The 25388-nt window shown below is 65.3% G+C and carries 26 protein-coding genes; 21 read left to right on the top strand and 5 right to left on the bottom strand.

The window, feature by feature from the left end:
* Window positions 1–163: 163 nt before the first annotated feature.
* Window positions 164–1645, bottom strand: coding sequence for a collagen-like triple helix repeat-containing protein (locus tag DLM46_RS04875; RefSeq protein ID WP_115099975.1), 1482 nt, complete (start codon window positions 1643–1645; stop codon window positions 164–166).
* A gap of 660 nt (window positions 1646–2305) precedes the next feature.
* Between DLM46_RS04875 and DLM46_RS04880 the strand changes: the two genes are divergently transcribed.
* The 14 genes from DLM46_RS04880 to DLM46_RS04945 all read left to right on the top strand — a co-directional run bounded on the left by DLM46_RS04880 (window position 2306) and on the right by DLM46_RS04945 (window position 16304).
* Window positions 2306–2482, top strand: a complete 177-nt coding sequence (locus tag DLM46_RS04880; protein ID WP_115099658.1) for a Flp family type IVb pilin — start codon at window positions 2306–2308, stop codon at window positions 2480–2482.
* Window positions 2483–2621: 139 nt separating this feature from the next.
* On the top strand, window positions 2622–3122 hold the full coding sequence (locus DLM46_RS04885; protein WP_115099659.1) for an A24 family peptidase: 501 nt from the start codon (window positions 2622–2624) through the stop codon (window positions 3120–3122).
* A 20-nt stretch (window positions 3123–3142) separates the two neighbouring features.
* Window positions 3143–3616: a TadE/TadG family type IV pilus assembly protein gene (locus tag DLM46_RS04890; protein ID WP_244305833.1), complete on the top strand. Its 474-nt coding sequence runs from the start codon at window positions 3143–3145 to the stop codon at window positions 3614–3616.
* Window positions 3617–3707: 91 nt separating this feature from the next.
* Window positions 3708–4661 carry a Flp pilus assembly protein CpaB gene (gene cpaB / locus DLM46_RS04895; RefSeq protein ID WP_115099661.1) on the top strand — a complete coding sequence of 318 codons (954 nt, stop codon included), beginning with the start codon at window positions 3708–3710 and terminating at the stop codon, window positions 4659–4661.
* 41 nt (window positions 4662–4702) lie between these two features.
* Complete coding sequence (locus tag DLM46_RS04900; RefSeq protein ID WP_115099662.1) at window positions 4703–6139, top strand: type II and III secretion system protein family protein; 1437 nt, start codon at window positions 4703–4705, stop codon at window positions 6137–6139.
* A 129-nt stretch (window positions 6140–6268) separates the two neighbouring features.
* Entirely contained in the window at window positions 6269–7510 is a 1242-nt protein-coding gene (locus tag DLM46_RS04905; protein ID WP_115099663.1) for a fimbrial protein, read from the top strand.
* A gap of 3 nt (window positions 7511–7513) precedes the next feature.
* Entirely contained in the window at window positions 7514–8902 is a 1389-nt protein-coding gene (locus tag DLM46_RS04910; protein WP_115099664.1) for a TadA family conjugal transfer-associated ATPase, read from the top strand.
* Window positions 8895–9947: a type II secretion system F family protein gene (locus DLM46_RS04915; protein WP_115099977.1), complete on the top strand. Its 1053-nt coding sequence runs from the start codon at window positions 8895–8897 to the stop codon at window positions 9945–9947. Before DLM46_RS04910 ends, DLM46_RS04915 begins: the two co-directional genes overlap by 8 nt.
* Before the next feature lie 2 nt (window positions 9948–9949).
* A complete protein-coding gene (locus DLM46_RS04920) occupies window positions 9950–10978 on the top strand; it encodes a type II secretion system F family protein (protein WP_115099976.1) in 1029 nt (342 codons plus the stop codon).
* An 11-nt stretch (window positions 10979–10989) separates the two neighbouring features.
* Entirely contained in the window at window positions 10990–11874 is an 885-nt protein-coding gene (locus DLM46_RS04925) for a tetratricopeptide repeat protein (protein ID WP_115099665.1), read from the top strand.
* Window positions 11875–11900: 26 nt separating this feature from the next.
* Window positions 11901–12302 (top strand): DUF3613 domain-containing protein, encoded by a 402-nt coding sequence (locus DLM46_RS04930; protein WP_133300299.1) that lies wholly within the window; start codon window positions 11901–11903, stop codon window positions 12300–12302.
* 79 nt (window positions 12303–12381) lie between these two features.
* On the top strand, window positions 12382–14142 hold the full coding sequence (locus DLM46_RS04935) for a TadG family pilus assembly protein (protein WP_244305835.1): 1761 nt from the start codon (window positions 12382–12384) through the stop codon (window positions 14140–14142).
* A 15-nt stretch (window positions 14143–14157) separates the two neighbouring features.
* Entirely contained in the window at window positions 14158–15549 is a 1392-nt protein-coding gene (locus DLM46_RS04940; protein WP_115099666.1) for a sigma 54-interacting transcriptional regulator, read from the top strand.
* A 47-nt stretch (window positions 15550–15596) separates the two neighbouring features.
* Window positions 15597–16304 (top strand): DUF2968 domain-containing protein, encoded by a 708-nt coding sequence (locus DLM46_RS04945; RefSeq protein WP_115099667.1) that lies wholly within the window; start codon window positions 15597–15599, stop codon window positions 16302–16304.
* A gap of 86 nt (window positions 16305–16390) precedes the next feature.
* Here the strand turns inward: DLM46_RS04945 and DLM46_RS04950 are convergent, their stop codons facing one another.
* A complete protein-coding gene (locus tag DLM46_RS04950; RefSeq protein ID WP_115099980.1) occupies window positions 16391–16585 on the bottom strand; it encodes a hypothetical protein in 195 nt (64 codons plus the stop codon).
* A gap of 349 nt (window positions 16586–16934) precedes the next feature.
* On the opposite strand from DLM46_RS04950, the gene DLM46_RS04960 reads away from it, so the two are divergent.
* A complete protein-coding gene (locus tag DLM46_RS04960; protein WP_115099669.1) occupies window positions 16935–17162 on the top strand; it encodes a hypothetical protein in 228 nt (75 codons plus the stop codon).
* A gap of 22 nt (window positions 17163–17184) precedes the next feature.
* Here DLM46_RS04960 and hfq read toward each other — a convergent pair whose 3' ends face one another.
* The gene (gene hfq / locus DLM46_RS04965) at window positions 17185–17685 is read right to left on the bottom strand and encodes an RNA chaperone Hfq (RefSeq protein ID WP_115099670.1); all 501 of its coding nucleotides are present in this window, start codon (window positions 17683–17685) and stop codon (window positions 17185–17187) included.
* A gap of 360 nt (window positions 17686–18045) precedes the next feature.
* Between hfq and DLM46_RS39290 the strand changes: the two genes are divergently transcribed.
* The 6 genes from DLM46_RS39290 (at window position 18046) to DLM46_RS04990 (ending at window position 22481) form a co-directional block, all read left to right on the top strand.
* Complete coding sequence (locus DLM46_RS39290) at window positions 18046–18198, top strand: hypothetical protein (protein WP_165847910.1); 153 nt, start codon at window positions 18046–18048, stop codon at window positions 18196–18198.
* 15 nt (window positions 18199–18213) lie between these two features.
* Entirely contained in the window at window positions 18214–18735 is a 522-nt protein-coding gene (locus DLM46_RS04970) for a sigma-70 family RNA polymerase sigma factor (protein ID WP_115099671.1), read from the top strand.
* Window positions 18735–19553: an anti-sigma factor gene (locus DLM46_RS04975; RefSeq protein WP_115099672.1), complete on the top strand. Its 819-nt coding sequence runs from the start codon at window positions 18735–18737 to the stop codon at window positions 19551–19553. Before DLM46_RS04970 ends, DLM46_RS04975 begins: the two co-directional genes overlap by 1 nt.
* 313 nt (window positions 19554–19866) lie before the next feature.
* Window positions 19867–20364: a hypothetical protein gene (locus DLM46_RS04980; protein WP_115099673.1), complete on the top strand. Its 498-nt coding sequence runs from the start codon at window positions 19867–19869 to the stop codon at window positions 20362–20364.
* Between the two features lie 72 nt (window positions 20365–20436).
* Window positions 20437–22014 carry an FAD-binding oxidoreductase gene (locus DLM46_RS04985; protein WP_115099674.1) on the top strand — a complete coding sequence of 526 codons (1578 nt, stop codon included), beginning with the start codon at window positions 20437–20439 and terminating at the stop codon, window positions 22012–22014.
* Window positions 22015–22073: 59 nt separating this feature from the next.
* Complete coding sequence (locus tag DLM46_RS04990; RefSeq protein WP_115099675.1) at window positions 22074–22481, top strand: hypothetical protein; 408 nt, start codon at window positions 22074–22076, stop codon at window positions 22479–22481.
* Here DLM46_RS04990 and DLM46_RS04995 read toward each other — a convergent pair.
* Both DLM46_RS04995 and DLM46_RS05000 read right to left on the bottom strand, forming a co-directional pair.
* Window positions 22478–23566: a DUF1571 domain-containing protein gene (locus DLM46_RS04995; RefSeq protein WP_425273962.1), complete on the bottom strand. Its 1089-nt coding sequence runs from the start codon at window positions 23564–23566 to the stop codon at window positions 22478–22480. The two genes, DLM46_RS04990 and DLM46_RS04995, sit on opposite strands and share 4 nt — an antisense overlap.
* 47 nt (window positions 23567–23613) lie before the next feature.
* Window positions 23614–25383 carry an AMP-binding protein gene (locus tag DLM46_RS05000; RefSeq protein ID WP_115099676.1) on the bottom strand — a complete coding sequence of 590 codons (1770 nt, stop codon included), beginning with the start codon at window positions 25381–25383 and terminating at the stop codon, window positions 23614–23616.
* Between the last annotated feature and the right edge of the window lie 5 nt (window positions 25384–25388).

Consider the following 25388-nt stretch of genomic DNA (forward strand, 5'->3'; position numbering starts at 1 on the left):
CTCCTCAGTGTCTTCCAGGTGACGCGCACGGTTGTCTCCGCGCGCCGGTGCAACAGGTGACCGAGCGGCGCGGCTCGGCCCAGGTCGGCTCAGACGGAGCCGGCGTGCGGTTGGCGGGCCGCACGCCGGCTTGTGCCTCGCGCAATCGTTTCGATGACTTCGCTCACTTCTTCCCGAGGCCGCCGAGGACACCGCCGACAAGCGACGTTACCGGCGCCAGCAAGTTGTTCGTCGAGCCTTTACCGGCGGAGCCCGATAGCGAGACGCCGGCGCCCGGGTTGTTCGAGGCGCTGGTCGTCGTGGTCGCGGCCGTCGGTGTTGCTGCCGCCGTGGTGGTGACGCCGCCGAGCGTGCCGGTCACGCTAGACAACAAGCCGGTGACCGGAGCAAGAGGGCTGCTGCTGCCGCCGGCTGCGCTGCTCAGACCGCTCGTCACGCTCGAGAGCAGGCCGGTGACAGGTGCCAATGGGCTGCCGCCGGCTGTACCGCTGCTCACGCCGCCGAGCACGCTGGTAATCGGCGCGAGCGGGCTGCTGCCGCCGCCGGACGTAGTGCCGGTGAGACCGCCGAGCACGCCGGTGATCGGTGCGAGCGGGCCGCTGCTGGTACCGCCGGTCAGGCCGCCGAGCGCGGCGGTGAGCGGGGCTAGCGGGGTGCCGCCCAGCGGGGTGCCGCCTGTACCGCCGGTTAGCAGACCGCCGGCCGACGAGACGACGGTGCCCGTATCGGTGACGGTTTGGCCGAGCGCGGCCGTGACGGGGTTGCCGCCGGTTGCGCTCAGCAGGGCGCCGGCCTTGCCGAGTCCGCCGCCGACTGTCGTGAGCAGGTTGCTGACCGGCGCGCCGAGACCGGTGACGTTGCCGACCGTCTGCGCGGTTGCCGCGACCATCGACGTGATCGGCGTGATGGCGGTGCTGAGGGTTCGCGTGACCTGTTGGACCGGACCCGTCGAGAGAGCCGTGGTGAGCGTGCTGCCGCCGTTGGTGACCGCACCACCGAGCGTGCTGACAACGCCGCCAAGTGGTGAGGTGATCGCTGATAGCGGGGCGAGCGGGCCGCTGCCGAGACTCGTCACCAGGTTGCCTGTATCCGTCACTGCGTTGCCGACATGACCGACCACACCGCCCAGGCTCGACACCGTGGTGCCGATCGCGTCGCCACCGGTGCCGAGTTGGCCGAGACCTTGCGAGACGCCGTTGCCGAGCGTCGAGACCGCCCCGCCGACTTCCTGGACGATGCCGCCCGCCGCCTGGGTGGTTTGCGTGCTGACACCAGGCAGGGTTTGTGAGCCGATCACGGTGCCGATGCCCGAGACCGTCGAGCCGACATCACTGACCACGCCGCCGCTGTTGCCCGCGACAGTGCCAAGCGCATTCGCGACCGCGGTGGAACTGCTTGCCGTTCCCGTGTCGCTCGATCCACTACCTGAGTCGGTGCTGCCGGTGGTGGTGCCGGAGCCGCCCGAGCCCATCGAACCGCTGCCGCTGCCGGTGGTGGAAAGAGCGTTGCCGGAGCTGCTACCGCTGCTGCCAGTGCCGGAACTCAGGCTTCCGGAGCCTCCGCAAGCACCAAGAGACAGCATGGTGGCCACGCTTGCCGCAATCAGGGTTGCCCGTATCGTGTTGTTGGTTGTTTGAATTGTCATGCCGCCCTCGCATCGCATCTGTTGTTGGATATTGCTGCGTGCCTACCTCTGCACGAGGCGTGCCATTTCTGCAGAACAATTCAAAATATTTGTCTGAAGAAATGCAAGAGGCCATATGCAATCGGGCTTTGCGGGGATTCGATGGAGTATTTGCTAAATCAGAAACGCATGGCACGGGTGATTGATTCAACATTTGTGCGGCCTGCGTAACGTAACGAGAGGCGCACGCCGTTACGGCGCGTGGGGTAACGCGAATTTTTTTGCGGGGACGAAGAGCGCTTGAAACGTTCTGTTCAAACAAATAATTAGTGTAGCGAATCTAACCTATGGTTAGTCCTATGTGCTGCAACGCACGGACAGCCGTTAACCTGACTGGGGCCACAGAATGCATACCGAATGAAGTTCGGGTCAGCGGACAATTGCTTAAATAAGATTGTTACGCTATAAAACCCGACAGCATCATGGGTTGACGAGGGAGGTGCGTTATCGAACAGACATCCATCAAGCATCCGTTTTACCGACCCGGCTGCGAGACGGGGTGCTACTGCGGCGCAACAAACGGGGCCGGAAAATGAGAGAGCACGGGTCCTGTGACGCTGAAGACACCGCTATCCGATGCGGCGCGTATACAACGAAATAAACGAAGTCCGAGGGTAAAAAATGAAAAACTTGATCAAACGCTTTCTGAGAGATGACAAGGGCGTTACTGCCATCGAGTATGGTCTGATTGCGGGGTTAGTTGTGCTCGTCATTGCTGCGTCGGTGGGAACCATCGGTACCAACCTGAAATCGGTGCTGGACTCGCTGGGAACGAAGATAACCACGCCAGCTACTTAAAGCATTCTGTCAACGCTTCGCGAAGCAGTCGGCGTTCTTGCGTCCGCTTGCTTCGCGGCGTTTTTTAATGCTTTGCCAAACTGGCTAATGCGAATTGCTTGGCAATTCGCATTGTGTTGCTTCGCCTGTCGAGTGCGAAATGAATGTTTTCGTCGGTAATCCGTTATTTATCTCCTGGGCCGCCGTCGTCGCTATATGCGACTGCCGTAGCCGGCGTATTCCTGATTCTGTCGTCGTTGCCGGATTGGCAGCGGCGTTCGGTTGCGCGCTCGTGCAATGCGGCCCATTTGGTATTGCGCTGGGACAGGCGGCAATCGGCGCATCGATCGGCCTCGCCGCGCTGTTGCCATTTTTCGCGCTCGGCGCGATGGGCGCCGCTGACGTCAAAGTATTCGCGGCACTGGGCGCGTGGTGCGGCATGCACGCGCTGCTCGGCCTGTGGATGGCCGCCAGTCTTGCCGCCGGCGTGCACGCGCTCTGGCTGTTGATCACGACACGCACACGGCTTGCGAGCCTCGGCCGTCATGGCAGCCCGACTTTCGAACTGGCCGGCAAGGCTTCCACGCCGTACGCCGCGTGTCTCACGGTCGCGGCAAGCGCGTGGCTTCTTCTGCAAGGATTGGTCGGGGGCGTGCGATGAAGCCGCCGGCGACTGCGTGCATGCGCTCGCCGTCCGTGCGCGCCTATGCGCGCCGGACGCGCACCCAGCGTGGCGTCACGGCCGTCGAATTCGCGCTGGTGTTTCCGCTGTTCTTTACGGTCCTGTACGCGATCGTCACTTTCAGTCTGGTGCTGGTGGCGCAGCAGAACCTGACCTTGGCGGCCGAAGAAGGCGCGCGCGCCGCGCTGAACTGGCAGACCAACACCTCGATCGATAGCGCGCTCGACAACCGCGGCAAGGCGGCCTGCGACGCCGCGACCCTGCTGGCAGCGCCGCTCGTGAGCACCATGCAGTGTGTGCACTCCGCTGCCAGCTGCGGGCCGAACAACGCGATGAAATGCATCAGTGTCGCGCTGACCTACGACTACAAAACCTATCCGCTGGTGCCGAGCTTGCCGCTTCTGAGCTTCACGATTCCGAACACGCTGTCGAGCAGCGCCACCGTCCAACTCAATCCGGAGAACATTCAGTGACGCATGCGCCGGCCCTGCGCCGCTCCGCCCATCGACGCGCGTGCGAACGCTTGCACGGCGCGGCAACGTTCAACCGACGCAGCGAGCCATCATGCCGAATCTGACCAAAATTCTCGCCGGCGCGCTGATCGCGGTCGCGCTGCTGCTCGGCCTGTTCGCATGGACGCTGTCGCGCCGCCCGGCGCCGGTGGCCGTTACGCCGGCGATGCACGCGAGCTTCCCGGTCGTGGTGGCGACTCACGCGCTGCCCGCCGGTAAGGCAATCAGGGTCGACGCGCTGCGCGTGCAGTCGCTGCCGATCAATCCGAACGGCGCCTTCACCGATCCTGCGCAACTCGTCGGCCGCGTGCCGAATGCGGAGATCGCAGCCGAGTCGCCGGTGCTGGAAGGGCAACTGTCGTCGGGACTCGCCGAGCGCGTCGAGCCGGGCGAGCGCGCGCTGGCCGTGCGGGTCGACGAAGGCAACGCGGTCGGCAACCGCTTGCGCCCAGGCAATTTCGTCGACGTGTTCTTCACGCTCAAGCGCGACGGCGGCGGCGTCGGCGGCGGCGCTGAAATCGACCGTACCCAGGCGCGTCTGTTGATGTCGAAGGTGCGCGTGCTCGCGTTCGGCAACGCAACCGTGAGCGGCGACAACTCGGGCGATCCGAACGGCATGGTGCGCACCGCGGTGCTGGCGGTGCCGGTCGCCGACGTGGACCGGCTGACGCTGGCCGAAAGCGCGGGCCGCCTGATCTTCGCGCTGCGCAATCCGAAGGATGCCGAAGTAGCCGATCAGAGCGTCTTGCCGGTTTATCCAGGCGTATTGAAGACGGCCGCCCATAACGGTTCGGCCGAGCCGCTTCAGGACTCGACCCGCGCCGCGGCCGGCGTGGCGCTCGACGCGTTGTCGGGCCGCGGCAATCCGGCAGGCGCGGGCACGCGGCCGCCGCCGTTGCCGTTGCCGCGCATGCCGCCGCCGACGCGCGTGGCAGGCAATACGACCAGTACAAAGAGCGGTATCGAAGTGATACGGGGTGGGCGCGCCGAAACGGTCGCCTGGTAAGCGGTTTCAGGGAACGGGCGGCCGGACGCGTCCATCACTACATGACAAAACGGATTGTTGTATTCGGGCAGGCAGTGTGGCTAGGAATGGCCTTGCTGGGTGTATCGACGGGGACTGACGCGGCCGGTCCGGTACAGCGGGCGCAGCAGGGGCAGCCGCCGCAGGCGCGCGAGGCGGCTCAGATAGCCGAGGCGCCGCCCGCGCAGACCATCGCGCTGACAGTGGGCGCCCAGCAGCCGCTGGCGACCGGCCATACGCTGCAGCGTGTCGCGATCGGCGATCCGTCGGTGGCCGACGTGCTGATCATCAAGGGCGACAAGCGCGGCGGCGTGTTGCTGGTCGGCAAGGCGGCGGGCACCACCAATCTGATGCTGTGGGCGCGCGATCGCGATGTGCCGCTCACCTATACGGTCAACGTGAGCAGCGCGGCTGCCGCGTCGCTGCTCGGCACCGACACGCCGAGCGTCAAGGTGCTCGGCGGCACGGCGGTGGTATCCGGCTCGACGGCGACGATGGAGTCTCACCAGCGCGCCGTGGTCGCCGCGGAAGGTTCGCTCGGCAAGGACGGCTCGGTGATCGATACGTCGACGGTGGTAAGCCGCGCAGTGGTGCAGGTCGACGTGCGGGTGGTCGAGTTCAGCCGCTCGGTGCTCAAGGAGGTCGGCTTCAACTTCTTCCGGCAGAACAACGGTTTCTCGTTCGGCAGCATCGGGCCGAACGGACCGACCTCGGTGAAGGTGCCGCAGACGCAGTTCGACCCGAACTCCAGCACGACAGTGGGCCCGGCGGTGGCTACGCCATTGTCGTCGGCGTTCAACCTGGTATTGAGTTCAGCGACGCACGGTCTCTTCGCCGATCTGAGTTTGATGGAAAGCAACAACCTGGCGCGCGTACTTGCCGAGCCGACGCTGGTGGCGCTGTCCGGACAGAGCGCGAGCTTCCTCGCCGGTGGAGAAATCCCTGTGCCCGTGCCACAAGGACTGGGTACGACCTCGATCGAATACAAGCCTTACGGCGTCGGCCTCACCTTGACGCCGACCGTTCTGAGCCCGCAGCGCATCGCGTTGAAAGTGGCGCCGGAGGCCAGTCAGCTGGACTTCACGAACGCCGTGACGATCAGCGGCGTATCGGTGCCCGCGTTCACCACGCGGCGTGCGGATACCGCCGTCGAACTCGGCGACGGCGAGAGCTTCGTGATCGGCGGCCTGATCGACCGCGAGACCGCCTCGAATGTCTCCAAGGTGCCGGTGCTCGGCGACCTGCCGATCATCGGCACGTTCTTCAAGCAGATGAACTACCAGCAGAACGAGAAAGAGCTGGTGATCATCGTGACGCCGCATCTGGTATCGCCGCTCGCGAAGGGCGCGGCCTTGCCGTCGACGCCGGGCGAGCAGTCGGAGCAGCGCAACGGGCCGGTCTGGCGCTCGCTGCTCGGCGGCGTGGCCTCGCATGATGCCGCGCCGGGATTTTCGAAGTGAAGCCGGCGGGCGTCGGGGTGACGCGGCGGATCAGTGGAGTGAGCCGGCGCGCGTGCGATCCGCATGCGCACACCGGCAAGCAGTACGACGCGGCGGCTTCGCAGCCGATGCCGCAAAAGGATGTCCAACATGAACGCGAGAACGCATTCATTGACTGAACGCGCGGTTTCCGACTACTTCGTGTTCGCGTCGCTAGCCGAAGAACACGTGCGTTGGCTTGCCGATACGTTGGCAGGCGCCGGTGCGGTCGACGCGGCCACGCTCGATCCTTCGATGCTCACGCAGCGCATCGCGACACTGAACCCGTCGCTGGTGTTCGTCGACTTTTCCGGCGGCCGCGCCGCGGCGGCGAGTGCCGCCGCAAGCGCGGTCCGTACCGCTTATCCCGGCATGCAGATCGTCGCGATCGGCTCGCTGGCCGAGCCTGAAAGCGCGCTGGCCGCGTTGCGCGCCGGCGTGCGCGATTTCATCGATTTATCGGCGCCCGCCGAGGATGCCCTGCGCATTACGCGTCAGGTCCTCGACAACCTGGTCGAGCCGGTCAGCCGTCATGGCCATGTCACCGCGCTGTTGGGCGCGCGTATCGGCATGGGCGTGAGCACCCTGGCGGCGAACCTGGCGGTGATGCTGCAGCGGCGCGACGTCGCGCAAGGGCGGCAGGCGGCCTTGCTCGATCTCGGTTTGCCGGCGGGAGACGGCTCGCTGCTCCTGAACACGCGCAGCGAATTCAACTTTGTCGAAGCCGTGCGCAATCTGCGCCGCTTCGATCAGACCTTCGTGCATACCGCGCTGTCGCACCACGCCAGCGGCCTCGCGCTCACCTCGCTGCCGCCCAATCTCGCCGACATGCGCGAGGTGTCGTATGCGTCGTCGATCGGCTTGCTGAACCGGCTGCGCGCGTTCTTCGATCAGCAGATCGTCGATCTTGGCGGCTTCACCAACAGCGAGTTCATCGCCCACGTGGTGCAGGCCGCCGACGAAACCTGGTTGCTGTGCGATCAGGGCGTGGCCTCGATCGTGTCGGCGGTCGGCGTACTCGACGCGCTGCGCGAAGAGGGCGTGGATACCGCCAACGTGCGGCTGATCGTCAACAAGTTCGACGCCGACCTCGGCCTCGCCGCCGCGCAGATCGCGCAGCGTCTGGACATCCCGCTGCTGACGACGCTGCCGGAGCGGCGCGTCGCGCTCGGCCAGGCCGTCAACCAGGGTCATCTGCTGGCCGACGCCGCCGCACGCGATCCGTACGTGCGCGCGCTCGAACCGTTGCTCGAACGGCTCGGCGGCGCCGCCGGCAACGCTGCGCAAGCACGCAGCAAATCCGCGCTCGGCGCGCTCAAGCGCCTCATTTCAACCCCTCACAAGCGGTCATAGACGATGGCAAAAGAGATCGAATTTGCCGACGACGCGCCTTCGTTCGCGCATAGCCAGCAGTTCCAGGACATCAAGAACGCGGCGCACGAACATCTGCTCACGCGTATCGAGGAGCTCGGTTCCGAGTTCGGCCGCTGGTCGCGTAACGCGATCAACCAGTTCGTCGATCTGGAGATGGACAGCTTTGTGCGGCTGCGCCGGATACCAATCAACGAGAGCGAAGTGCGCCTGATCGCCGAGGCGCTGACCAAAGAGCTGGCGGGTTTCGGCCCGCTCGAGGATCTGCTCGCCGATCCGGCCGTCGAAGACATTCTGATCAACGGCTACAACGACGTGTACGTGTCGCGTCACGGCATCCTGACCAGGATCCAGGTGCGCTTCGCCGACAACGCACATCTGCTGCGGATCGTGCGGCGGATTCTCGCGCCGATCGGGCGGCGCCTGGACGAATCGAATCCGATGGTCGATGCGCGGCTGCCGAACGGCGGGCGGGTCAATGTGGTGATCGAGCCGTTGTCGATCGACGGGCCGATCGTGTCGATCCGCAAATTCCGCAAAGATCCGATGCGTCCCGACGATCTGCTCGGCAACGGCACCTACAACCCGGAAATCGGCGCGCTGCTCGAAGCGGCGGTCGCCGCACGCTGCAACGTGCTGGTCTCGGGCGGCACGAGTTCGGGCAAGACTTCGCTGCTGAACGCGCTGGCGTTTCACATTCCCGAGCCGGAGCGGGTCGTGACGATCGAGGACACGGCCGAGCTGTCGCTGAACCACCCGCATGTGGTGCGGCTCGAAAGCCGCCCGGGCGGCTTCGACGGCGCGGGCGTCGTGACGATTCGCGACCTGTTGCGCAATACGCTGCGGATGCGTCCGGACCGCATCATCGTCGGCGAAGTGCGTGGCGGCGAAGTGCTCGAAATGCTGCAGGCGATGAACACCGGCCACGACGGCTCGATGGGTACCGTGCACGCGAGTTCGCCGCGCGAATGTCTGTACCGGCTGGAAATGCTGGCGGGTTTCGCGGGCTTTCAGGGCACCGAGTCGAGCCTGCGCCGCCAGATCGCCAATGCAATCGACTTCATCGTGCAGATCGGGCGGCTCTCGAACGGCCGCCGGCGGATTCTGTCGATCACCGAAGTGACGGGCCTGTCGGACAACATCATCGCCACCCAGGAGCTGTATCGCTACGAGCCGGTCGTCACCGCGGAAGGCGATGAACTCGATAACTGGGTGTCGCTCGGCATTCATCCGCACTCGCCGAAACTGGTGCGCTTCCGTCAGGCGCTCGGCGGCGGCGGGGGCAACGCGTTCGGCAATGCGGGTTTCGGTGGCGGCGATGGCTTCGGAGGCGGCGGCAGCGGTGGCGGCTTCGGCGGGGGCTTCAATGTCTAGCGCGGTACTGGTCTGCGCGGCGCTCGCGCTGTTGTGCGCAGCGGTTGCGTTGCTGCTATGGCAACGCAGCGCGCAACGCAAAGGCCAGGTGAGCGCCGAGCGTTTCATCGACAGCCGCATGGCGTCGGCCGTGCCGGGCGCCGTTGGAGCGGGCGGCATCGCGGGCGGCGCCGGTGCGCCCCGCGCCGCGCCGGTGCGCTCAGCCTCCGCATCAGCCGCTGCATCAGCCGCATCAGCCGCGATTGCGATGCAAGCGCCGCCCGCGGATGCGGGCTGGCTCGCGCAATGGCGCTACCAGACCTTGCGCGTGCGCTTCATGCTGCGGCACACGATGGCTCGTGCGGGCATCGTCGACGCAAAGGGGCCTGCGGTGATCATCGGCGTCATCGTGCTGCTGCTGTGCGGCTGGGCCGCGAGCGTAGGCGGCTTGCTCGCTGCCGGCGCGACGCTGACTGCCTGCGCGATGTTCCTTTATTTTCTGCTGTCGATACGCATCAACAAGCGCCGCGGGCTGATCGTGCGGCAGTTGCCGTTGTTCCTCGACGGCATCGTGCGTCTGATTACGCTTGGCAATAGTGTGCCGGCCGCGTTCCAGGCGGCCTTGCAAACCACCGAGGCGCCGCTGCGCGAATGTCTCGATCACGTCTCGCGGATGCTGCGCACCGGCGTCGAAATCGATCGCGCGCTGTATCAGGTCGCGCTGATCTACGGGGCGCGCGAACTCGAGCTGGTCGGCGCCGTGCTGCGTCTGTCGGTCAAGTACGGCGGCCGCGCCGACGTGATGCTCGACCGTATGGCGTCGTTCATGCGCGACCTCGAGCAGGCGGAGCGCGAACTCGTGGCGATGTCGGCGGAAATACGGCTGTCGTCGTGGGTGCTCGGGATGCTGCCGATCGGCATCGGCGGTTTTCTGATTCTTTCGAATCCTCAGTACTTCTCGACGATGTGGTTCGATCCGACCGGGCGGCAGCTCGTGTATCTGGCGTTCGCTCTGCAGCTGCTCGGCGCCTATCTGCTCTACCGCCTCGCGAACCTGAGGGCATGACGATGCAAGTCCATCAACTCGTCGCACTCGCGCTCGCACTGGCTGCGCTCGCGCTGCTGCTGATCGCCGGGCTGGTGCTGGCGCGCATTGCCGCCGTGCGGCGCAGCGAGCGCACGCTCCGGCATGCGCTCGACGAACGCGCGCAGCAAAGCGCGGCGCTGGCCGCCGCCGCGGCTGCACGTGGCGCTGACGGCGCGCCGGGGGCGGCGAAAGCGGCGAAAGCGGCGGCCGCGCGCAACCTGCCGCCGAAGGGCTTCAAGGGCCTGCTCGAGCGCTTCGCGCTCACCGGGGTCCGCTGGCTCGACACGCCGTTCGGCCGCCAGGTCGTCGCCGAAGAAGACCGCCGCCTGCTGGAGCAGTGCGGCTTCGTGGACACGCGCACGCGCGGCCTGTTTCTGGTGGCGCGGATCCTGGGCGCGCTGGTGCTGCCGGTGCTGGCGGGCGTCCTGACGCGCGAATACCTGGATGGCGAGCGCTACTTGTTGCTGGTGGTCATCGCGATCGTGGCGGGCTTCATGCTGCCGAAGATCGTCCTCAAGCGGCGCGCCGGCAAACGCCGCCTCGGCGTGGTCGACGAATTGCCGTTGCTGGTCGATCTGCTGCGCCTGCTACAAGGTGTCGGCTTGTCGCTCGATCAGAGTTTGCAGGTGTTGGTCGGCGATTTCCGCAGCGTGTTGCCGGTGTTGTCGAGCGAACTGGAAATCGCCCAGCGCCAGTTCGCCGCGGGCCGCACCCGCGAGCAATCGCTCAACCGTCTGGCGTCGAGTTACGACAACGAGGATTTGCGCGCCGTGGTGCGTCTGCTGGTGCAGGTCGACCGGCACGGCGGCGCGGTGCAGGAACCGCTCAAGCAGTTCGGCGACCGCTTGCGCGACACGCGCCGGGCGATGCTGCGCGAACGCATCGGCCGTCTCGCGGTGAAGATGACCGGCGTGATGATCCTGACGCTGCTGCCCGCGCTGATGATCGTCACGGCCGGCCCCGGCGTGCTCGCTGTCTCGCAGTCGTTGCTCTCGGCGCGGCAGCATTAAGGATTCTTGCCATGGCTCACTCTCTGTTGTTCGATTCTCCTGCCCACGCGGCCTATGGCGCCGCGCGCCGCACCGCGGCGCTGGCCGCGCTGGTACTGCTCGGCGCGTGCGCGTCGAAAGACGGCATCGGCTACGGCATCGGCCAGCAGGCCGAGCGCGCGATGCTGGCCCAGAAGGCCAATCGCGATGCCGCGCCGGACACCCCCGGCATGTACTTCGGACTGATCGACAAGATGCAGTCGCAAGGGCTGTATTTCGCGTCGCTCGCGCACATCGACGCCTACGAAAAGCAGTACGGCGCGAGTCCCGATACGAATCTGCTGCGCGCCGATGCACTGCGGATGACCGATCAGCCGGCCGCCGCAATCGCCGCCTACGGACAATTGCTGAAGACGCCGTTGGCCGCGCGCGGTTACCGCGGCATCGGTTTGATCGCCGGCGCGGCGGGCGATTTCGCGGGCGCCGCGCAGGCACTGCAACAGGCCGCGCAACTCGCGCCGACCGACGCGGTGACCCTGTCGGACCTCGGCTATGCGCGGCTGCGCAACGGCGACGTGAACGGCGCGCGCGTGCCGTTGATGAAGGCCGCGGAGCTCGATCAGAACAATCCGAAGATCGTCAGCAACGTTGCGCTCTATCTGCTCGCCAACGGCGACCAGGCGCGGGCGCTGGCGGTGATGAATCAGCAGAAGCTGGCGCCCGATGTGCGCGCCGCGATTCGCAGCGATGCGGCGAAGGTGGCCGCGGCGGAGCGTGCGCAAGCGCGTGGTCCGCAAGCGCAGACACAACAACAGGCCGGGCAGGCCGGTGCGGGTATGAGTGCCGGCACGGGGACAGTCGCGAGCGCGCAGGGCATCGAACCGGCGCCGCGCCTGCTGAAACGCTTTGCGCAGTGACCGGCCGCGTAATCAGGGGAACGGATATGAACAACAGATCGACGAAGCGGGTCTGGATCATTTCGACGCTAGCCGTCGGCGTGATGATGGGCGTGGCCACGGCAGCCTTCGCGCAGACTGACGAGCCCGCTCAGCCCGCCCAGCCGCCGATGCGGGCAAGCGAGGTGGGACACGCGACGCGTGCATGGCTCGAGCTGCAAAGCAGCAACACGCAAGCCGCGCCAGCGCTGCCGATGCTCGGCGCCGAAGCCGGACTGGCTTACCGGCGCTACATGGAATCGTTCAAGAGCAGGATTCCTGAACTGTATGGGTCGGCGCTGAATAACGGTGGCGGTGGCGGCAATGGCGGTGGCATTGGCGGCGGCAACGGCGGGAGCGGCGGCACGTCGGGCGGACTCGGCGGCGGTGGCGGTGGCGGCGGGTACTGACATGCGTAGGCGTCAATCATCCGTCGACCTGTCCGCTCGCTGTCGGCGTCTGCACTCCAGGCAGCGTGGCGGCGTGGCAATGCTTGCCGTGCGTGCCAGGCATCGCCGTCAGCATGGCGCGGTCGCGGTGCTGGCGGCGCTCTGGCTGAGCATCGCGCTTGCGGCGTTAGGCGCGCTGGACGTGGGCAACGTGTATTTCGCGCGGCGGCAGTTGCAGCGCACGGCGGATCTGGCGGCGATGGCGGGCGTCCAGGTCATCAGCAGTTCGGGCGGATGTGCCACGGCGACGACGGCTGTGCAACAGAACGCCGCCGCTAACGGTTTCTCGGCTGACGGCACCACCATGACGCTGAACACGACCTGCGGACGTTGGGATACGAGTTCCAATACTTACTTCGGTACGAGCGGCAACCCGCTCAATGCGGTCCAGGTGCAGGCAACGCAGGTTGTGCCTTATTTCTTCCTCGTGGGCAAACGCAACGTAACGGCGACTGCGACGGCGCTGGCATCCAACATCGATTCGTTCTCCCTCGGTACCGGCATTGCGACGATCAACACGCAGCAGTCGGCGCTGCTCAACGCGATCCTCGGTGGATTGTTGAAAACCAGCGTGTCGCTCAGCGTCGGCGATATGCAAAGTCTTGCGACGGCGCATATCAAGATTCAGGATTTGATGGTGGCGCTGGGCGTTTCGACAGTCCAGGGTTTGCTCGACACAACGGTGAGTTACCAGTCGCTGACCGTTGCCATGGTCAAAGCATTGCAGGCGGGCGGAGACACCATCAATGCGGCAATTTTGCAGACGCTGGCTGTCGCTGTTCCGGGCGGCCAGAACATTACCGTGGGCGACGGCGGAACGTCCGCACCCGGGCTGCTGGCGCTGGGGCTCGCCAACCCGAATTCCGCAATGACTGCGACCATCAACGTGTTCGACGCGTTGATGGTCGCCGCGCAGATCGCTCAGCGCAGTCCGGACGGCACGGCGAGCAAAGCGCCGCTGATCAATGTAGCGGCTGGTTTGCCAGGCGTGGCCGGCGTTTCGCTGCGGATCATCAATCCGCCGGCGCTGGCTATGGGTGAGGGTGGCACGTACATGCTCAACGGCGTATCCACACCGCGCACGCAAGCGCGCACGGCGGTGATCAACGCGGATGTCAGTCTGTCGCCCTTGCCGCTGTTCAGCTCGCTTACCCTGGGGCTACCGTCCGTGCTCTCGGTTTCGGTCTCCGCGCTGAGTACGCCGCTCGTGGTGTCGTTGGCTGTCGCGCCAGGCACGGCGACGCTAAGCTCAGTCGATTGTGAAAGCACCAAAGCGGCTACCGCGGCCACGATTCAGGTTGCGCCGGGTATTGCATCGGTCTGCCTCGGCGCCAACTCGTCCTGTGGCGGAGCGATCAAAGTGGCATCGGTCTCGACGACGATACTCGGCGCTAACGTGCAGGTGGCCAATGTCGTACTGAACGGCATCGGTCCAATGCAACTCGCCCCTGGCACAACCACGCCGCTGGTGTTCGACGGCTCGTCCGGCAGCTTCGACGCGACGAGGAGCGCCAACTCCAACGCGCTCGGCAGCGACGCGTCCGTACTGACCACGCAATTGCTCGCGGCATTGCCTGGCGCATTGGACGTCTCGCTTCTGAATCATTCAGTCGATCTGTCCGCGCTCCTTTCACCCATTCTTTCCGGCGTAGCGAACGCCTTGACGCCCTTGCTTCAAACCGTCTTCGCCCTGCTCGACACCGTACTCGTCCCGACGCTTTCACTGTTGGGCGCGCAGGTCGGCACCGCGACGGTCCACAACATGTCGCTGACATGCGGCGTCTCGCAACTGGTCAACTAGCGTAACCATGACAAGATGAGAACCACCACCAAAATCGACGAACTCGATATCTACGTCTGGGAAGGCAAGGCCGATATCGTCGACCGGGTTGCGCGCTGCATGGCGAGCTTCGACGTCGAAGTGATCCGCGCGGACGATATCGCGATCTCGCCTGAACGGACCGCGCTACGGCCGTCCCTCGCCATCATCAGCGTTTCGGTGATCGACAGCGGCGCGCTGGTCCTGCGCGACTGGCAGGTCGCGCACGGTATCCCGGTGGTCTGGGTCGGCGCCGCGCCGCGCGACCACGATCCGGCGATGTACCCGTCCGAGTATTCGCACGTCCTGCCGCTCGACTTCACCTGCGCCGAGTTGCGCGGGATGGTCATGAAGCTCGTGCTGCAATTGCGCGCGCATAGCGCCAAGACGCACGAGTCGGACGCGATGATCGCCAACTCGGAGTGCATGCAGGCGCTGCTGCACGAAGTCGACACCTTTGCCGACTGCGACACGAGCGTGCTCGTGCACGGCGAAACCGGCGTCGGCAAGGAACGCATCGCGCAACTGCTGCACGACAAACACAGCCGCTACGGACAAGGTCCGTTCGTCGCGGTGAACTGTGGCGCGATTCCTGACGGGCTGTTCGAGTCGCTGTTCTTCGGCCACTCGAAAGGATCGTTCACCGGCGCGGTGGTCGCGCATAAAGGTTACTTCGAGCAGGCCGACGGCGGCACGCTGTTCCTCGACGAAATCGGCGATCTGCCGCTTTACCAGCAGGTCAAGCTGCTGCGCGTACTGGAAGACAGCGCGGTCACGCGAATCGGCTCGGCTACGCCGGTGAAACTCGACTTCCGGCTGGTGGCGGCGACCAACAAGCATCTGCCGCAACTGGTCAAGGACGGCACCTTCCGCGCCGACCTCTACTACCGGCTCGCGGTGATCGAGCTGAAGATCCCGTCGCTGGAAGAACGGGGCGCGGTCGACAAGATCGCGATCTTCAAGGCGTTCATCGCGCAGATCGTCGGCTCGGAGCGGCTCTCTGCGTTGCCCGACCTGCCGTACTGGCTGGCCGACGCTGTCGCCGACACCTATTTCCCCGGCAATGTGCGCGAACTGCGCAACCTCGCCGAGCGCATCGGCGTGACGGTGCGTCAGATCGGTGCCTGGGATGCGGCGCGCTTGCAACGCTTGCTGGCGCTCGCGCGCACCAGCCAGCCTGTGCCCGCCGAGAGCGCCGCCGAAGTGCTCGTGGACCGCAGCAAATGGGACATGGCCGAGCGCAACCGCGTGCTTGCCGCACTCGACGCAAACAGTTGGCGCCGGCAGGACACGGCGCTGTACCTCGGCATCAGCCGCAAGGTGTTGTGGGAGAAGATGCGTAAGTATCAAATTTTTGACGAAGAGCCCGAAACACGCGAAAGTGAGTAATAATGAGACGGTTGTACTAAAACAAAGACTGTTCAAGCAGGAATTACATGGACCGAAAGTCGAAATTACGGCGGATTGCTCTCGCCGTATGGATCACGTTGGGGGCCGTGCAGGGCGCTTATGCGCAGGCTCTGCCGGATAGCGGGGCGAGCGCTGGCGTCGTTGCCCAGCCGGGCACGACAACCGCATTGCCGGCGACTCCGCCGGCGCAGACGGGAGCGCTGACGCCGGACGAAGCGAAGCAATCCGCCGCGGGGAATGTGGCGGAATTGCAGCAGATGATTCGCGGGTCCGATCTGAGCGAATTGCGCACGACGTACAACGGCAGCTACGGTGCGAGCTTGCTGTTCTACGGCAAGGAGATGACTTACTACATCGCGCTGTTCCAGCAGAAGAATTTCTGGCGTGTCATCAAGACGCAGGACGCGACGCGTGCCGAGATGATCTACAAGGATTTTGCCCGTCAGACACTGCAACTGTCCGAGGTCGAGATTCGCCGCACGCAGCTCGAAGCGCAAAAAGCGTTCACGGAGCGGATGATCGCGTTGTCGCAAGAACGGGCAAACCGCTTGCAGGCTGACCTGACCGTCGCGCGTCAGCAGCAGAACATTGTCACGAGCCAGCAGCAGCAAACCCGCGCCGAAGCGACGGCGCTGGCGCAACAGAAGGCCGCGGCACAAGACCAGCTGCGCGCAGCGCAGCGCCAGGTACGCGAACTGCAGCGCCAATTGGAATCGGGCTTGCCGTCGCACTGAAAGAGAGCGATTGGACCGGCAGGGACGGGGGCGGCAACGGTTTTGGAAGTACCGGGTCGGCGCGCCGAGCGCCGCCCGAAGCTGCTCTAATGCCGCTTCTTACCGGCCTGCGGCGAGTGCACGGCCGGCATATGATGTGGATCCGTGATGTCGACAGCAATCGGATCACTAGCAGGAAAACTTTCCTCCAGTGCCTCATCGAGGCGGCTATCAGCGGACCCAGCGAGCGGCTCCGCTCCCTTGACCTTGACATCGGATGCATGCGGCTTCGGCTTGGACATGACGTGCTCCGCTTTGAAAGTGTCGTTAGTCCAGCATAGCCCAATGCCAAACCCACCGGCCATCTGCCGCATGGCCAGCGAAGCATTTCCCCCAACGCCGGTAAGCATTGCCTTCAAAAGAACCGCCCGCGCAGTTCAAGCACGCGATTAGAAAAAGAAAAGCGGAATTAAAACCGGACCGTTCCACCTCGTCTTCCAGTGTGTCGTCAGACAAAAGACAGAAAGACAAAAGGCAACGAGCAACACGGCAATTGGCTCGATGCCGGCCGCATCGAGGCCGACAACAACCGCATGCCGCCCGACGGCGTCTCCACAACGGGGCAGCGCAATAACAAGGCAGCGCGAAAACATGGAACCCAAGACCCCTGCACCGACGCAGCGCTTCAATGCGTCACACGTGGTGGAAGCTGAATTGGCTCATCTGGATTGGGCGACGCGGCAACCGGCGCTGAGCATGCTGGACGCCGGCTACTGGCGGCGCCGCTTGCTGGCGGTCAAGTGCAGATTCGAAATGACGCAGCGGCAAAACATGCGGCTGGAAAGGATTCTGCAGCGGCTCGGCTATCCTTCGGATTAGCCTGCCGCTGCGTCAAAACAGCTTATTCGTTGCCGCCACCGTTGCCGCCGCCATGATTACCGTTGCCATGGTTGCCGCCCTCGCCGCCGCCCGTGCCGAACAGGCGCCGGCGGCGCGTCACGACCACCGGTCCATCCGACGGGCTGCCGCGCTCGGACGATGCCGGCCGGTCCGGCGACGGCTGTGCGCCGTACGACTCGCGTGGTTCACGCGGTTCGCGGGACTCACGATGGTCGCGCGGTTCACGCGAGCCGTGCGGGCCGCGCGTGGTGTGCTCGCCGTGCGCAGGCCGTCCGGCACGCGGCGCCGGACGCGTGCCGGTGTCGAGCTGGATCGTCGAGATCGCGCGCTTGTAGATGCCTTGCAGGCCGACAGGCGTGCGCAGCATCACCAGGTACTGATCGAACGACTCGATGCACCCCGTCAGGCGAATGCCGTTGACAAGGTAGATTTCGACGCGCTTTCGTTCCTTGCGCGCTGCGTTCATGAAGTCGTTTTGCGGATGCGATTCTGCGGATGCCATGGACAATTCAGGTTAGAAAGACGGTTGTTCGCCGCGATTCTACCCTGTGTGGGGGCGGAACGCGTCGGCGGGCGAACTGCGTCCACTATAACGGCTTGCACGCACATAAGCATCTGATAACTATTGGCTGTAACGTTGAGTTACGAATCTGCGCACGGATGGCGCCTTCCGTGATGGTGGTGACGCGCCGCCGGCGCAGATGGCGGGAAAAGATGGCGCCTGCCGCCGAACGCACGGAATAAACCGGCATCGGCTCGCGTTAAGTCAGCATGGCAGCGCTGCGTTTCGCGCGCGGCCGACTGGGGCCTGGCCCCGCCGGCCGTCGGCTGCGCCGGTCGAAACGTCAATAGGAGATGGACCATGAAAGGAATCCGCATTCTTTCCACCGTGTTTGTGCTATTCGCGCTGGCGCTAGGTTCGCTCGCGACGAGCGGCTGCACCTCGGCGACCGACAGCAGCGCGTCGAGCCCCAGCGGTAGCGGCGGCAGCGGCGGCGGTGGCGGCGGCTACTGAGCATTCGCACGCCGGGTGAAATTCGAAGCGGAAGTGATTTCGTGGCTCCCGCAGTTGCGCCGCTATGCGCGCGCACTGACGGGCGACCGCGCCTGGGCCGACGATCTCGTGCAGGATACGGCGGAGCGCGCGCTCGCGCGCTGGGCGGCGTTCCGGCCGAACAGCAACCTGCGCGCGTGGCTGCTGACGATCCTGCGGCACCTGTACATCGATCAGTTGCGCGGACGCCGCGAGATTGCCGTCGACGACGAAAGCGCGCCGTGGCGCAATCTCGAGGCGCCGCACGGCGAAGTCGACGGTCTGGTGCTGCGCGATTTGCAGCGCGCGCTGTATTGCTTGCCGCTCGAGCAACGGGAAGTGCTGCTGCTCGTCTGCGTGGAGGAGTTGACGTACCAGGAGGCGTCGAGCGCGCTCGGCGTGCCGATCGGTACGGTGATGTCGCGGTTGTCGCGCGCGCGTGAACACATGCGCGTGCTGCTGACCGAAGGTCCGGCGCGAACAAATAATCCGCCGCTGAAAGTAGTGAGAAATCCGTGATGAACAATGACGACCCCGATTCCGGACTGCCCGAAGGGCTCGATCTGCGAGCGCTGTCGGCGTTTGTCGACGGCGAGTTGCCAGCCGGGCAGCGCGCCGCGGTAGAGGCGCAACTGGCGCAACACTCGCAGGCCGCCGCGCAGGTGGCCGCGTGGCGCGCGCAGAAATCGGCGTTGCAGGCGATGTGCGGCGCGCCGGAGCATGATGAGCCGGTTTTCATCGTGGTGCGCCCGTCGCCGCCCTGGTGGCGGCGCGCCGGTCTCGCGGCGTGCTGGCTGGCGGCCGGCGCGGGTCTCGCGCTGGCGTTGGGGCCGCTCGCGCCGCGTCTGACGGGCGGGGCATGGGACGGCTTGAGCGGTTTCGGTGGCAATCCGGTGGCCAGCTTTGCCCGGCGCGCCGACATCGCGTATGCGGTTTATACGCCTGAGCGGCGTCATCCGGTCGAAATCGCCGCGAGCGAGGAAGAGCATCTGATCAACTGGCTGTCCAAGCGGCTGAACCGGCCGTTGTCGGTGCCGTCATTGCAGGAATACGGATATTCGCTGGTGGGCGGCCGGCTGTTGCCCGGCGAAGCGGGACCGGCCGCGCAGTTCATGTACGAGAACCGGAGCGGCGCGCGCCTCACGCTGTACATCACCGGCATTTCGCGCGACGAAACCGCGTTCCGCCTGTTCCGCGACGGCAACCGGCGCACCTTCTACTGGGTCAGCGACCGCATGGGCTACGCCCTGTCCGGGCCGATCGCCGAGGGCAAGCTGCGCTCGATTGCCATCGAGGTGTGCGGCGCCCTCGGCGGCAAGCCGGAATCGTGGCAGTAACGCCGCGAGCACGGTCGCGCGCGCCAAACACGGTAAGCGCGGTGTGCAGGGTAAGGGGCAAGTGCCGATCCGCTCGCGCGCGTTGCAACCGTTGCAACACGTAGTAACAAAAAGCCCCCGCCGTCCGCGTGCCGCCGGCGGAATAGCGCCGCGCAGCGCTTCGTTTACACGTTGCAGGACCATGCCGCAGCGGCGGCGCGCAGGCGCGTGCACGGGACGGGTAAGGTCCGGAGCGAGGCAAACCGACGGGGTCTTCACGGTGTCGACCCGCTTCTCGCGAGTCGCAACGCCGGCGCGTCGAGGCAGCAAGATCATGCTTACTTTCCATCAGTTCGGCACGGGGCTATGCTGCGGCGTATGTTGTCTGTGTCTGAGCGCCGGCTGTGCGGCACAGTCCGATGCCGATGCGCCGTTGAGCGACACGCCGACGTGCCGCATCGTCGCGGGGCAGGCGGAAATCGACGGCGTCATGCAGCAGATTACCGGCCGCGCGTGCCTGCAGCCGGACGGCACCTGGCAGATGGTCGAAGGCGATGGCGCCGCGCTGGCGTCGTATCCGGCGCCGGTCTATTACTACGACCCGTGGTATTGGGGACCGCCGGTGGTGTTTGGAGGCGGCGTGTCGTTCGTCTTCGTGGACCGCTTTCATCATCACCATCATATGGATCATGTGCGTATGGGCGGCCACGGTGACTGGCGCGGCGGGCACGGCGACTGGCATGGCGGCCATGGCGACTGGCGCGGCGAAGTGCCGCCGATGCACGGAGCGGGCGGCATGTCGCACAGTGGCGGTGGCGGGATGCGTCGTTAGCGTGCCGCCGCTGATTTGCGGCTGATTCGCCACCCACACGCCGCTGGTAGATAGCGCCGCAAAGGAGACGCTTTGACACGCAGCTTGCCGCCGAAAGTTTCAGCCGCCCAGTTCGACCGCGCGCTCGCCGGTTGGCGCGCGATCGTCGGCGACGCGCAGGTGGTGAGCTCGGCAGCGGGGCTCGCGGAGTATCTCGATCCGTTCGCGCCCGGCGAGCGGGAAGCGTTTTCGGCGTCCGCGGCGCTGCTGCCCGCATCCGTCGACGAGATTCGCGCGGTGCTGCGCATTGCCAATCAATATCGCATTCCGCTGTGGACGGTCTCGACCGGTCGCAACTTCGCTTACGGAGGCGCGGCGCCGCGTCTGCCCGGCTCGGTCGTGCTCGATCTGCAACGGATGAACCGCATCATCGAAGTGAACGAGACGCTCGCCTATGCGCTGGTCGAGCCGGGCGTCAGTTACTTCGACCTGTATGCGCATCTGCGCGACAAAGGCTACAAGCTATGGGTCGATCCGCCCGCGGCGGGTTGGGGCAGCGTGGTGGGCAATACGCTCGAGCGCGGCTTCGGCTACACCGCGTATGGCGATCACGCGGCGTCCCAGTGCGGCATGGAGGTGGTGCTTGCCAACGGCGACGTGCTGCGCACGGGGATGGGCGGGATCGAAATCGGCACGGCGTGGCAGCTGTATCAGCCGGGCTACGGGCCGTCGTTCGACGCGATGTTCATGCAGTCGAACTACGGCATCGTCACCAAGCTGGGCGTGTGGCTGATGCCGGCGCCGCCCGCATATCTGCTCGGCGAAATCCAGTTTCGTCACGAGCAGGATCTCGAAGCGATCGTCGACATTTTGCGGCCGCTGCGCCTCGATGAAACGATCCGCAATCACGCGGTGATCGAAGGCGGCCTGCGCCGTGCCGCGGGTTTGTCGTCGCGTCGGCAGTGGTATGAAGGAACGGGCGCGATGCCCGAAAGCGCGGTGGCGGCGATGCTCGACAAGCTGAACGTCGGCCGCTGGAATCTGCATTTCGCGCTGTACGGCGCCCCTGAACTGATCGACGCGCGCTATGCGATCGTGCAGCGCGCGTTCGCCCGCGTCCGCGAGGCGAGACTCTCGGCCGCACGCTATGCCGGCGACGCGCAACCCACCGCGGGCGGCGATCGCAACCTCGCCGGCATTCCGGCGATGAGCGCCTTCCGCATGCTCGACTGGCGCGGCGGCGCGGGCGCGCATGTGGACTTCGCGCCGATTTGTCCGGCGACCGGGCGCGACGCGCTGCGCCAATACACCATGGTGAAGGCGCGCGCCGCGGAATACGGCTTCGATTACTACGGCGGCTTCACGGCGGGCGAGCGTCATCTGCATCACATCTTTGCGGCGATCTTCGACCGCAACGACGCGGATCAGGTCGAGCAGGCCGGCGCATTGTTGCGCTCGCTGATGAGCGATGCGCGCGCGGCCGGCTACGGCGAATATCGCGCGCATCTTGCGTACATGGATTTCGCCGCGGCGCAGTACAGTTTCAACGACGGTGCATTACTGAGGCTCTCGGAAACGCTCAAGGACGCGCTCGACCCGAACGGCATTCTCGCGCCGGGCAAGCAGGGCATCTGGCCGGCGGCGTGGCGCGACCGGCGCGGCTATACCTGATGAGCGCGGCGGAGTGGTGAAGTGGCGGTGATGTGGCGCTGAAGTGGCGGATTGAAGCAATGGACCGACGCACTTTCATGATGACAGGCGCATGGCTTTCGAGCGCGGCGGGCGGTGCGTGGCCGTGGCTCGCGGATGCGGCTGCTCGCCCCCATGCGCTGGCGGTGGTCGATTCCACCCTCGCGGCCGGCCCTGCGTTCGCGGACTACGTCGCGCGTATGAAGCTGCCCGCATTCGAAACGGGCGATGACATCGGCGCGCTCTGGTACGGGACGCTGGCGCCGCTTCTCAGTCGAACGCGCGCACCGACCCGGCCGTCACTGATCGGTCTTACGCGTGCATCGGACTACTTCGTGCTCGCGCAGCTTGCAACCCGCAGCGCGCACATGATCGAACACAGCCACGAGCAGGGGGAGGCGCGCTTCGCGCATGTCGCCTTCGTGCTGGCGCCGCGCCCCGTTCGCTAGAACTTGTAGGCCTTGTTCTTCGGATCGAACGCGGAGTCGTCGAACGTTTTCGGCGTAATGGTTTCGAAGACGATCTTCTCGAAGAGCCTGCCGTCGTTATCGTAGGACTCCACCGTGCGGAAATACGGGTGCCGCAGATCGAGCCCGAGCGTTTCCTTCTTCGCGTAGAACTGCGGCTGGCCCGTGGGGGACTCGAAGGTGAAGGCGATCACGCGTACGCCGTCGATCGTTTTCGCTTCTATCTGGGTCGAGCGGGGCAGGCCGGTCTCGACGTACTTCCTGCCTTCCGCGAGGTACTGATTGGCGATGAACTCGGTGCCGAGATCGCGCACCTGATGGTTCGATTGCGTACGCGCGAGCACGCCGGTGGTCGAGGTCCACAGCGGCATCACGTTCAGCAGGCCGCCGAGGTGGCCATACATTTCGTCGGTGCGTTTGGATTCGTCGTAGATGATTTCCTGGCCGGCGTGCGCGCCGTCGGGCAGCCACTTCGCGTAGATTCGCAGCGGGTCGTGCGCGATGCGCACCAGCATGTGATCGGGTTTGTCGGGCCACTTGCCTCGAATGCGTTCCGCGCGCGACATCGTGAACTCGTACGACGGATAGCCGTTCGGTCCTTCCTTGATGTAGCGCGGCAACGCGAGCGGATCGAGCGACTTGAAGAGCGCGACCAGTTGCGCGTCGTCGAGCTTGTCGAACGCGCCGCTTTGCTGCGCGGCGCGCAGCCACTTCACCTGTTGATCGAGCGTAAGTTTGCCGACCTGTGCCGATGGCGCGGCCGGGGCCTTGACGGTGCTGACTGTGTCGAGTGTGGGCGGCGTGTCGTCGTCCTGCGCGAGGGCGGGCGTGGCCGTCATTCCTGCCGCCCCTGCCGTCAGCACGCCGATCGACAGAGTACGCGCTGCGATGCGCGATAAGGCATGCAACGCGGCGCGCAATGAAGCAGCACGTAATGCCCGACGTGCACGTAATGCACGCAATGCATTGCCCAGCGAGACACGCGGCACGGCGGCGTCCGACGGTAAACGGGCGACGCGCATGACGACCGGCGAGCGGCGCGAGCGTGCGGACGTGCTGTACTTCATGAACCTCTCCGAAAGAGTGGCGGGCCGGCGCGGCCGCGCGTTGCCGGTCAGGCAGGCTTTTGCTTCGCGAGTTCCTCGTCGCGCAGCGCACGGCGCAGAATTTTGCCGACGTTGGTTTGCGGCAGCTCGTCGCGGAACTCGACGAGTTTCGGCACCTTGTAGCCGGTCAGGTTCTTGCGGCAGTGGGCAATCACCTGTTCCTCGGTCAGCGAAGCATTGCGCTTGACGATGAACACCTTCACCCGTTCGCCTTGCGCCGCGTCGGGCACGCCGATTGCGGCGACTTCGCGCACGTCCGGATGCATGGCGATCACGTCTTCGACTTCGTTCGGATAGACGTTGAAGCCCGACACCAGGATCATGTCCTTCTTGCGGTCGATCAGACGGATGAAGCCGCGCGAATCCATCACGCCGATGTCGCCGGTGGCGAGCCAGCCGTCGGCATCGATCACCTTGGCGGTTTCCTCCGGTCGGTTCCAGTAGCCTTTCATCACCTGCGGACCCTTCACGCACAGTTCGCCCGCTTCGCCGATGTTCGCCCACGTGCCGTCGTCTTTCCTGAAGCGCACTTGCGTGGACGGCGCGGGCAAACCGATCGATCCTTCGAAATCGCGCAGATGGGTGAGGTCGACCGGATTCATCGAGACGATCGGCGAGCATTCGGTCAGCCCATAGCCTTCGATGATCGGCTTGCCGGTGACCGCCTTGAAGCGGTCCGCGACCGACTTCTGCGTGGCCATGCCGCCGGCCATCGCGAGCTTCAGGTTCGAGAAGTCGCGCTTGCAGAATTCTTCGTTTTCGAGGAACGCGTTGTACAGCGTGTTCACCGCGGTGATGCCGGTGAATGTCTCGTGACGGATGATCATCATCACGCGCTTCATGTCGCGCGGATTCGCGATCAGGATGTTGCGCCCGCCAAGTCCCATGAAGATCAGCGCATTCACGGTCAGCGAATAGATGTGATAAAGCGGCAGCGGCGTGAGCACGGTTTCGATGTCGCCGCTCAGTTGGCCTTCGGACCACGCCTTCGCCTGCAGCAGGTTGGCGATGATGTTCCTGTGCGTGAGCATCGCGCCTTTGGCGACGCCGGTGGTGCCGCCGGTGTATTGGAGGAACGCGATGTCGCTGTGCGCAGGGCGCACCGGCGTCAACGGCCGGGTGTAGCCGATCGCGAGCGCTTCGAGCAGCGGCACGGCTTTCGGCAGGTCGTACTTCGGTACCATTTTCTTCACGTGGCGCAGCATGAAATTGAGCAGACGCCCCTTCAGATTCAGGCCGTCGGCGAGCAGATCGCCGAGACCCGTGACGATAACGTTCTGCACCCTGGTGCCGGGCAGCGCGTCTTCGACCGTCTTCGCGAAGTTCTCGAACACGATGATGGTTTGCGCGCCGCTGTCTTTCAACTGATGCGCGAGTTCGCGCACGGTGTAGAGCGGATTCACGTTGACCACCACAGCGCCGGCTTTCAGTGTGCCGAACAGCGACACCGGATACTGAAACGTATTCGGCAGCATGATCGCGACGCGCTCGCCCGGCTTCACGCCGATGCTTTGCAGATAGGCAGCGAACGCCGCCGCCTTGCGGCCCAGTTCGCCGTACGTCAGGTTCGCGCCGACGCTCACATACGCGACCCGCTCGCGAAACTGCGCGATGCATTCGTCGAAGAACTGCACGATCGACTCGTATTGCCCGACGTCGATTTCATGCGGCACGTCTGCCGGATACGACGCGTACCAGATGCCGTCGGTGTTCGGCGCACTGGCCGAAGGTGCGGGTGCGGCAGCGGGAGAGGGCGGGGCTTGCGTGGGCTGGATCATCGGTT

Source organism: Paraburkholderia lacunae, assembly GCF_003353175.1.
GTDB lineage: Bacteria > Pseudomonadota > Gammaproteobacteria > Burkholderiales > Burkholderiaceae > Paraburkholderia > Paraburkholderia lacunae.

What these genes read in the sequence shown, in the direction of transcription:
- DLM46_RS04875 (WP_115099975.1), bottom strand. Translation starts at nt 1,645, where the DNA reads ATGACAATTCAAACAACCAACAACACGATACGGGCAACCCTGATTGCG.
- DLM46_RS04880 (WP_115099658.1), top strand. Translation starts at nt 2,306, where the DNA reads ATGAAAAACTTGATCAAACGCTTTCTGAGAGATGACAAGGGCGTTACT.
- DLM46_RS04885 (WP_115099659.1), top strand. Translation starts at nt 2,622, where the DNA reads ATGAATGTTTTCGTCGGTAATCCGTTATTTATCTCCTGGGCCGCCGTC.
- DLM46_RS04890 (WP_244305833.1), top strand. Translation starts at nt 3,143, where the DNA reads ATGCGCTCGCCGTCCGTGCGCGCCTATGCGCGCCGGACGCGCACCCAG.
- cpaB (WP_115099661.1), top strand. Translation starts at nt 3,708, where the DNA reads ATGCCGAATCTGACCAAAATTCTCGCCGGCGCGCTGATCGCGGTCGCG.
- DLM46_RS04900 (WP_115099662.1), top strand. Translation starts at nt 4,703, where the DNA reads ATGACAAAACGGATTGTTGTATTCGGGCAGGCAGTGTGGCTAGGAATG.
- DLM46_RS04905 (WP_115099663.1), top strand. Translation starts at nt 6,269, where the DNA reads ATGAACGCGAGAACGCATTCATTGACTGAACGCGCGGTTTCCGACTAC.
- DLM46_RS04910 (WP_115099664.1), top strand. Translation starts at nt 7,514, where the DNA reads ATGGCAAAAGAGATCGAATTTGCCGACGACGCGCCTTCGTTCGCGCAT.
- DLM46_RS04915 (WP_115099977.1), top strand. Translation starts at nt 8,895, where the DNA reads ATGTCTAGCGCGGTACTGGTCTGCGCGGCGCTCGCGCTGTTGTGCGCA.
- DLM46_RS04920 (WP_115099976.1), top strand. Translation starts at nt 9,950, where the DNA reads ATGCAAGTCCATCAACTCGTCGCACTCGCGCTCGCACTGGCTGCGCTC.
- DLM46_RS04925 (WP_115099665.1), top strand. Translation starts at nt 10,990, where the DNA reads ATGGCTCACTCTCTGTTGTTCGATTCTCCTGCCCACGCGGCCTATGGC.
- DLM46_RS04930 (WP_133300299.1), top strand. Translation starts at nt 11,901, where the DNA reads ATGAACAACAGATCGACGAAGCGGGTCTGGATCATTTCGACGCTAGCC.
- DLM46_RS04935 (WP_244305835.1), top strand. Translation starts at nt 12,382, where the DNA reads ATGCTTGCCGTGCGTGCCAGGCATCGCCGTCAGCATGGCGCGGTCGCG.
- DLM46_RS04940 (WP_115099666.1), top strand. Translation starts at nt 14,158, where the DNA reads ATGAGAACCACCACCAAAATCGACGAACTCGATATCTACGTCTGGGAA.
- DLM46_RS04945 (WP_115099667.1), top strand. Translation starts at nt 15,597, where the DNA reads ATGGACCGAAAGTCGAAATTACGGCGGATTGCTCTCGCCGTATGGATC.
- DLM46_RS04950 (WP_115099980.1), bottom strand. Translation starts at nt 16,585, where the DNA reads ATGTCCAAGCCGAAGCCGCATGCATCCGATGTCAAGGTCAAGGGAGCG.
- DLM46_RS04960 (WP_115099669.1), top strand. Translation starts at nt 16,935, where the DNA reads ATGGAACCCAAGACCCCTGCACCGACGCAGCGCTTCAATGCGTCACAC.
- hfq (WP_115099670.1), bottom strand. Translation starts at nt 17,685, where the DNA reads ATGGCATCCGCAGAATCGCATCCGCAAAACGACTTCATGAACGCAGCG.
- DLM46_RS39290 (WP_165847910.1), top strand. Translation starts at nt 18,046, where the DNA reads ATGAAAGGAATCCGCATTCTTTCCACCGTGTTTGTGCTATTCGCGCTG.
- DLM46_RS04975 (WP_115099672.1), top strand. Translation starts at nt 18,735, where the DNA reads ATGAACAATGACGACCCCGATTCCGGACTGCCCGAAGGGCTCGATCTG.
- DLM46_RS04980 (WP_115099673.1), top strand. Translation starts at nt 19,867, where the DNA reads ATGCTTACTTTCCATCAGTTCGGCACGGGGCTATGCTGCGGCGTATGT.
- DLM46_RS04990 (WP_115099675.1), top strand. Translation starts at nt 22,074, where the DNA reads ATGGACCGACGCACTTTCATGATGACAGGCGCATGGCTTTCGAGCGCG.
- DLM46_RS04995 (WP_425273962.1), bottom strand. Translation starts at nt 23,566, where the DNA reads ATGAAGTACAGCACGTCCGCACGCTCGCGCCGCTCGCCGGTCGTCATG.
- DLM46_RS05000 (WP_115099676.1), bottom strand. Translation starts at nt 25,383, where the DNA reads ATGATCCAGCCCACGCAAGCCCCGCCCTCTCCCGCTGCCGCACCCGCA.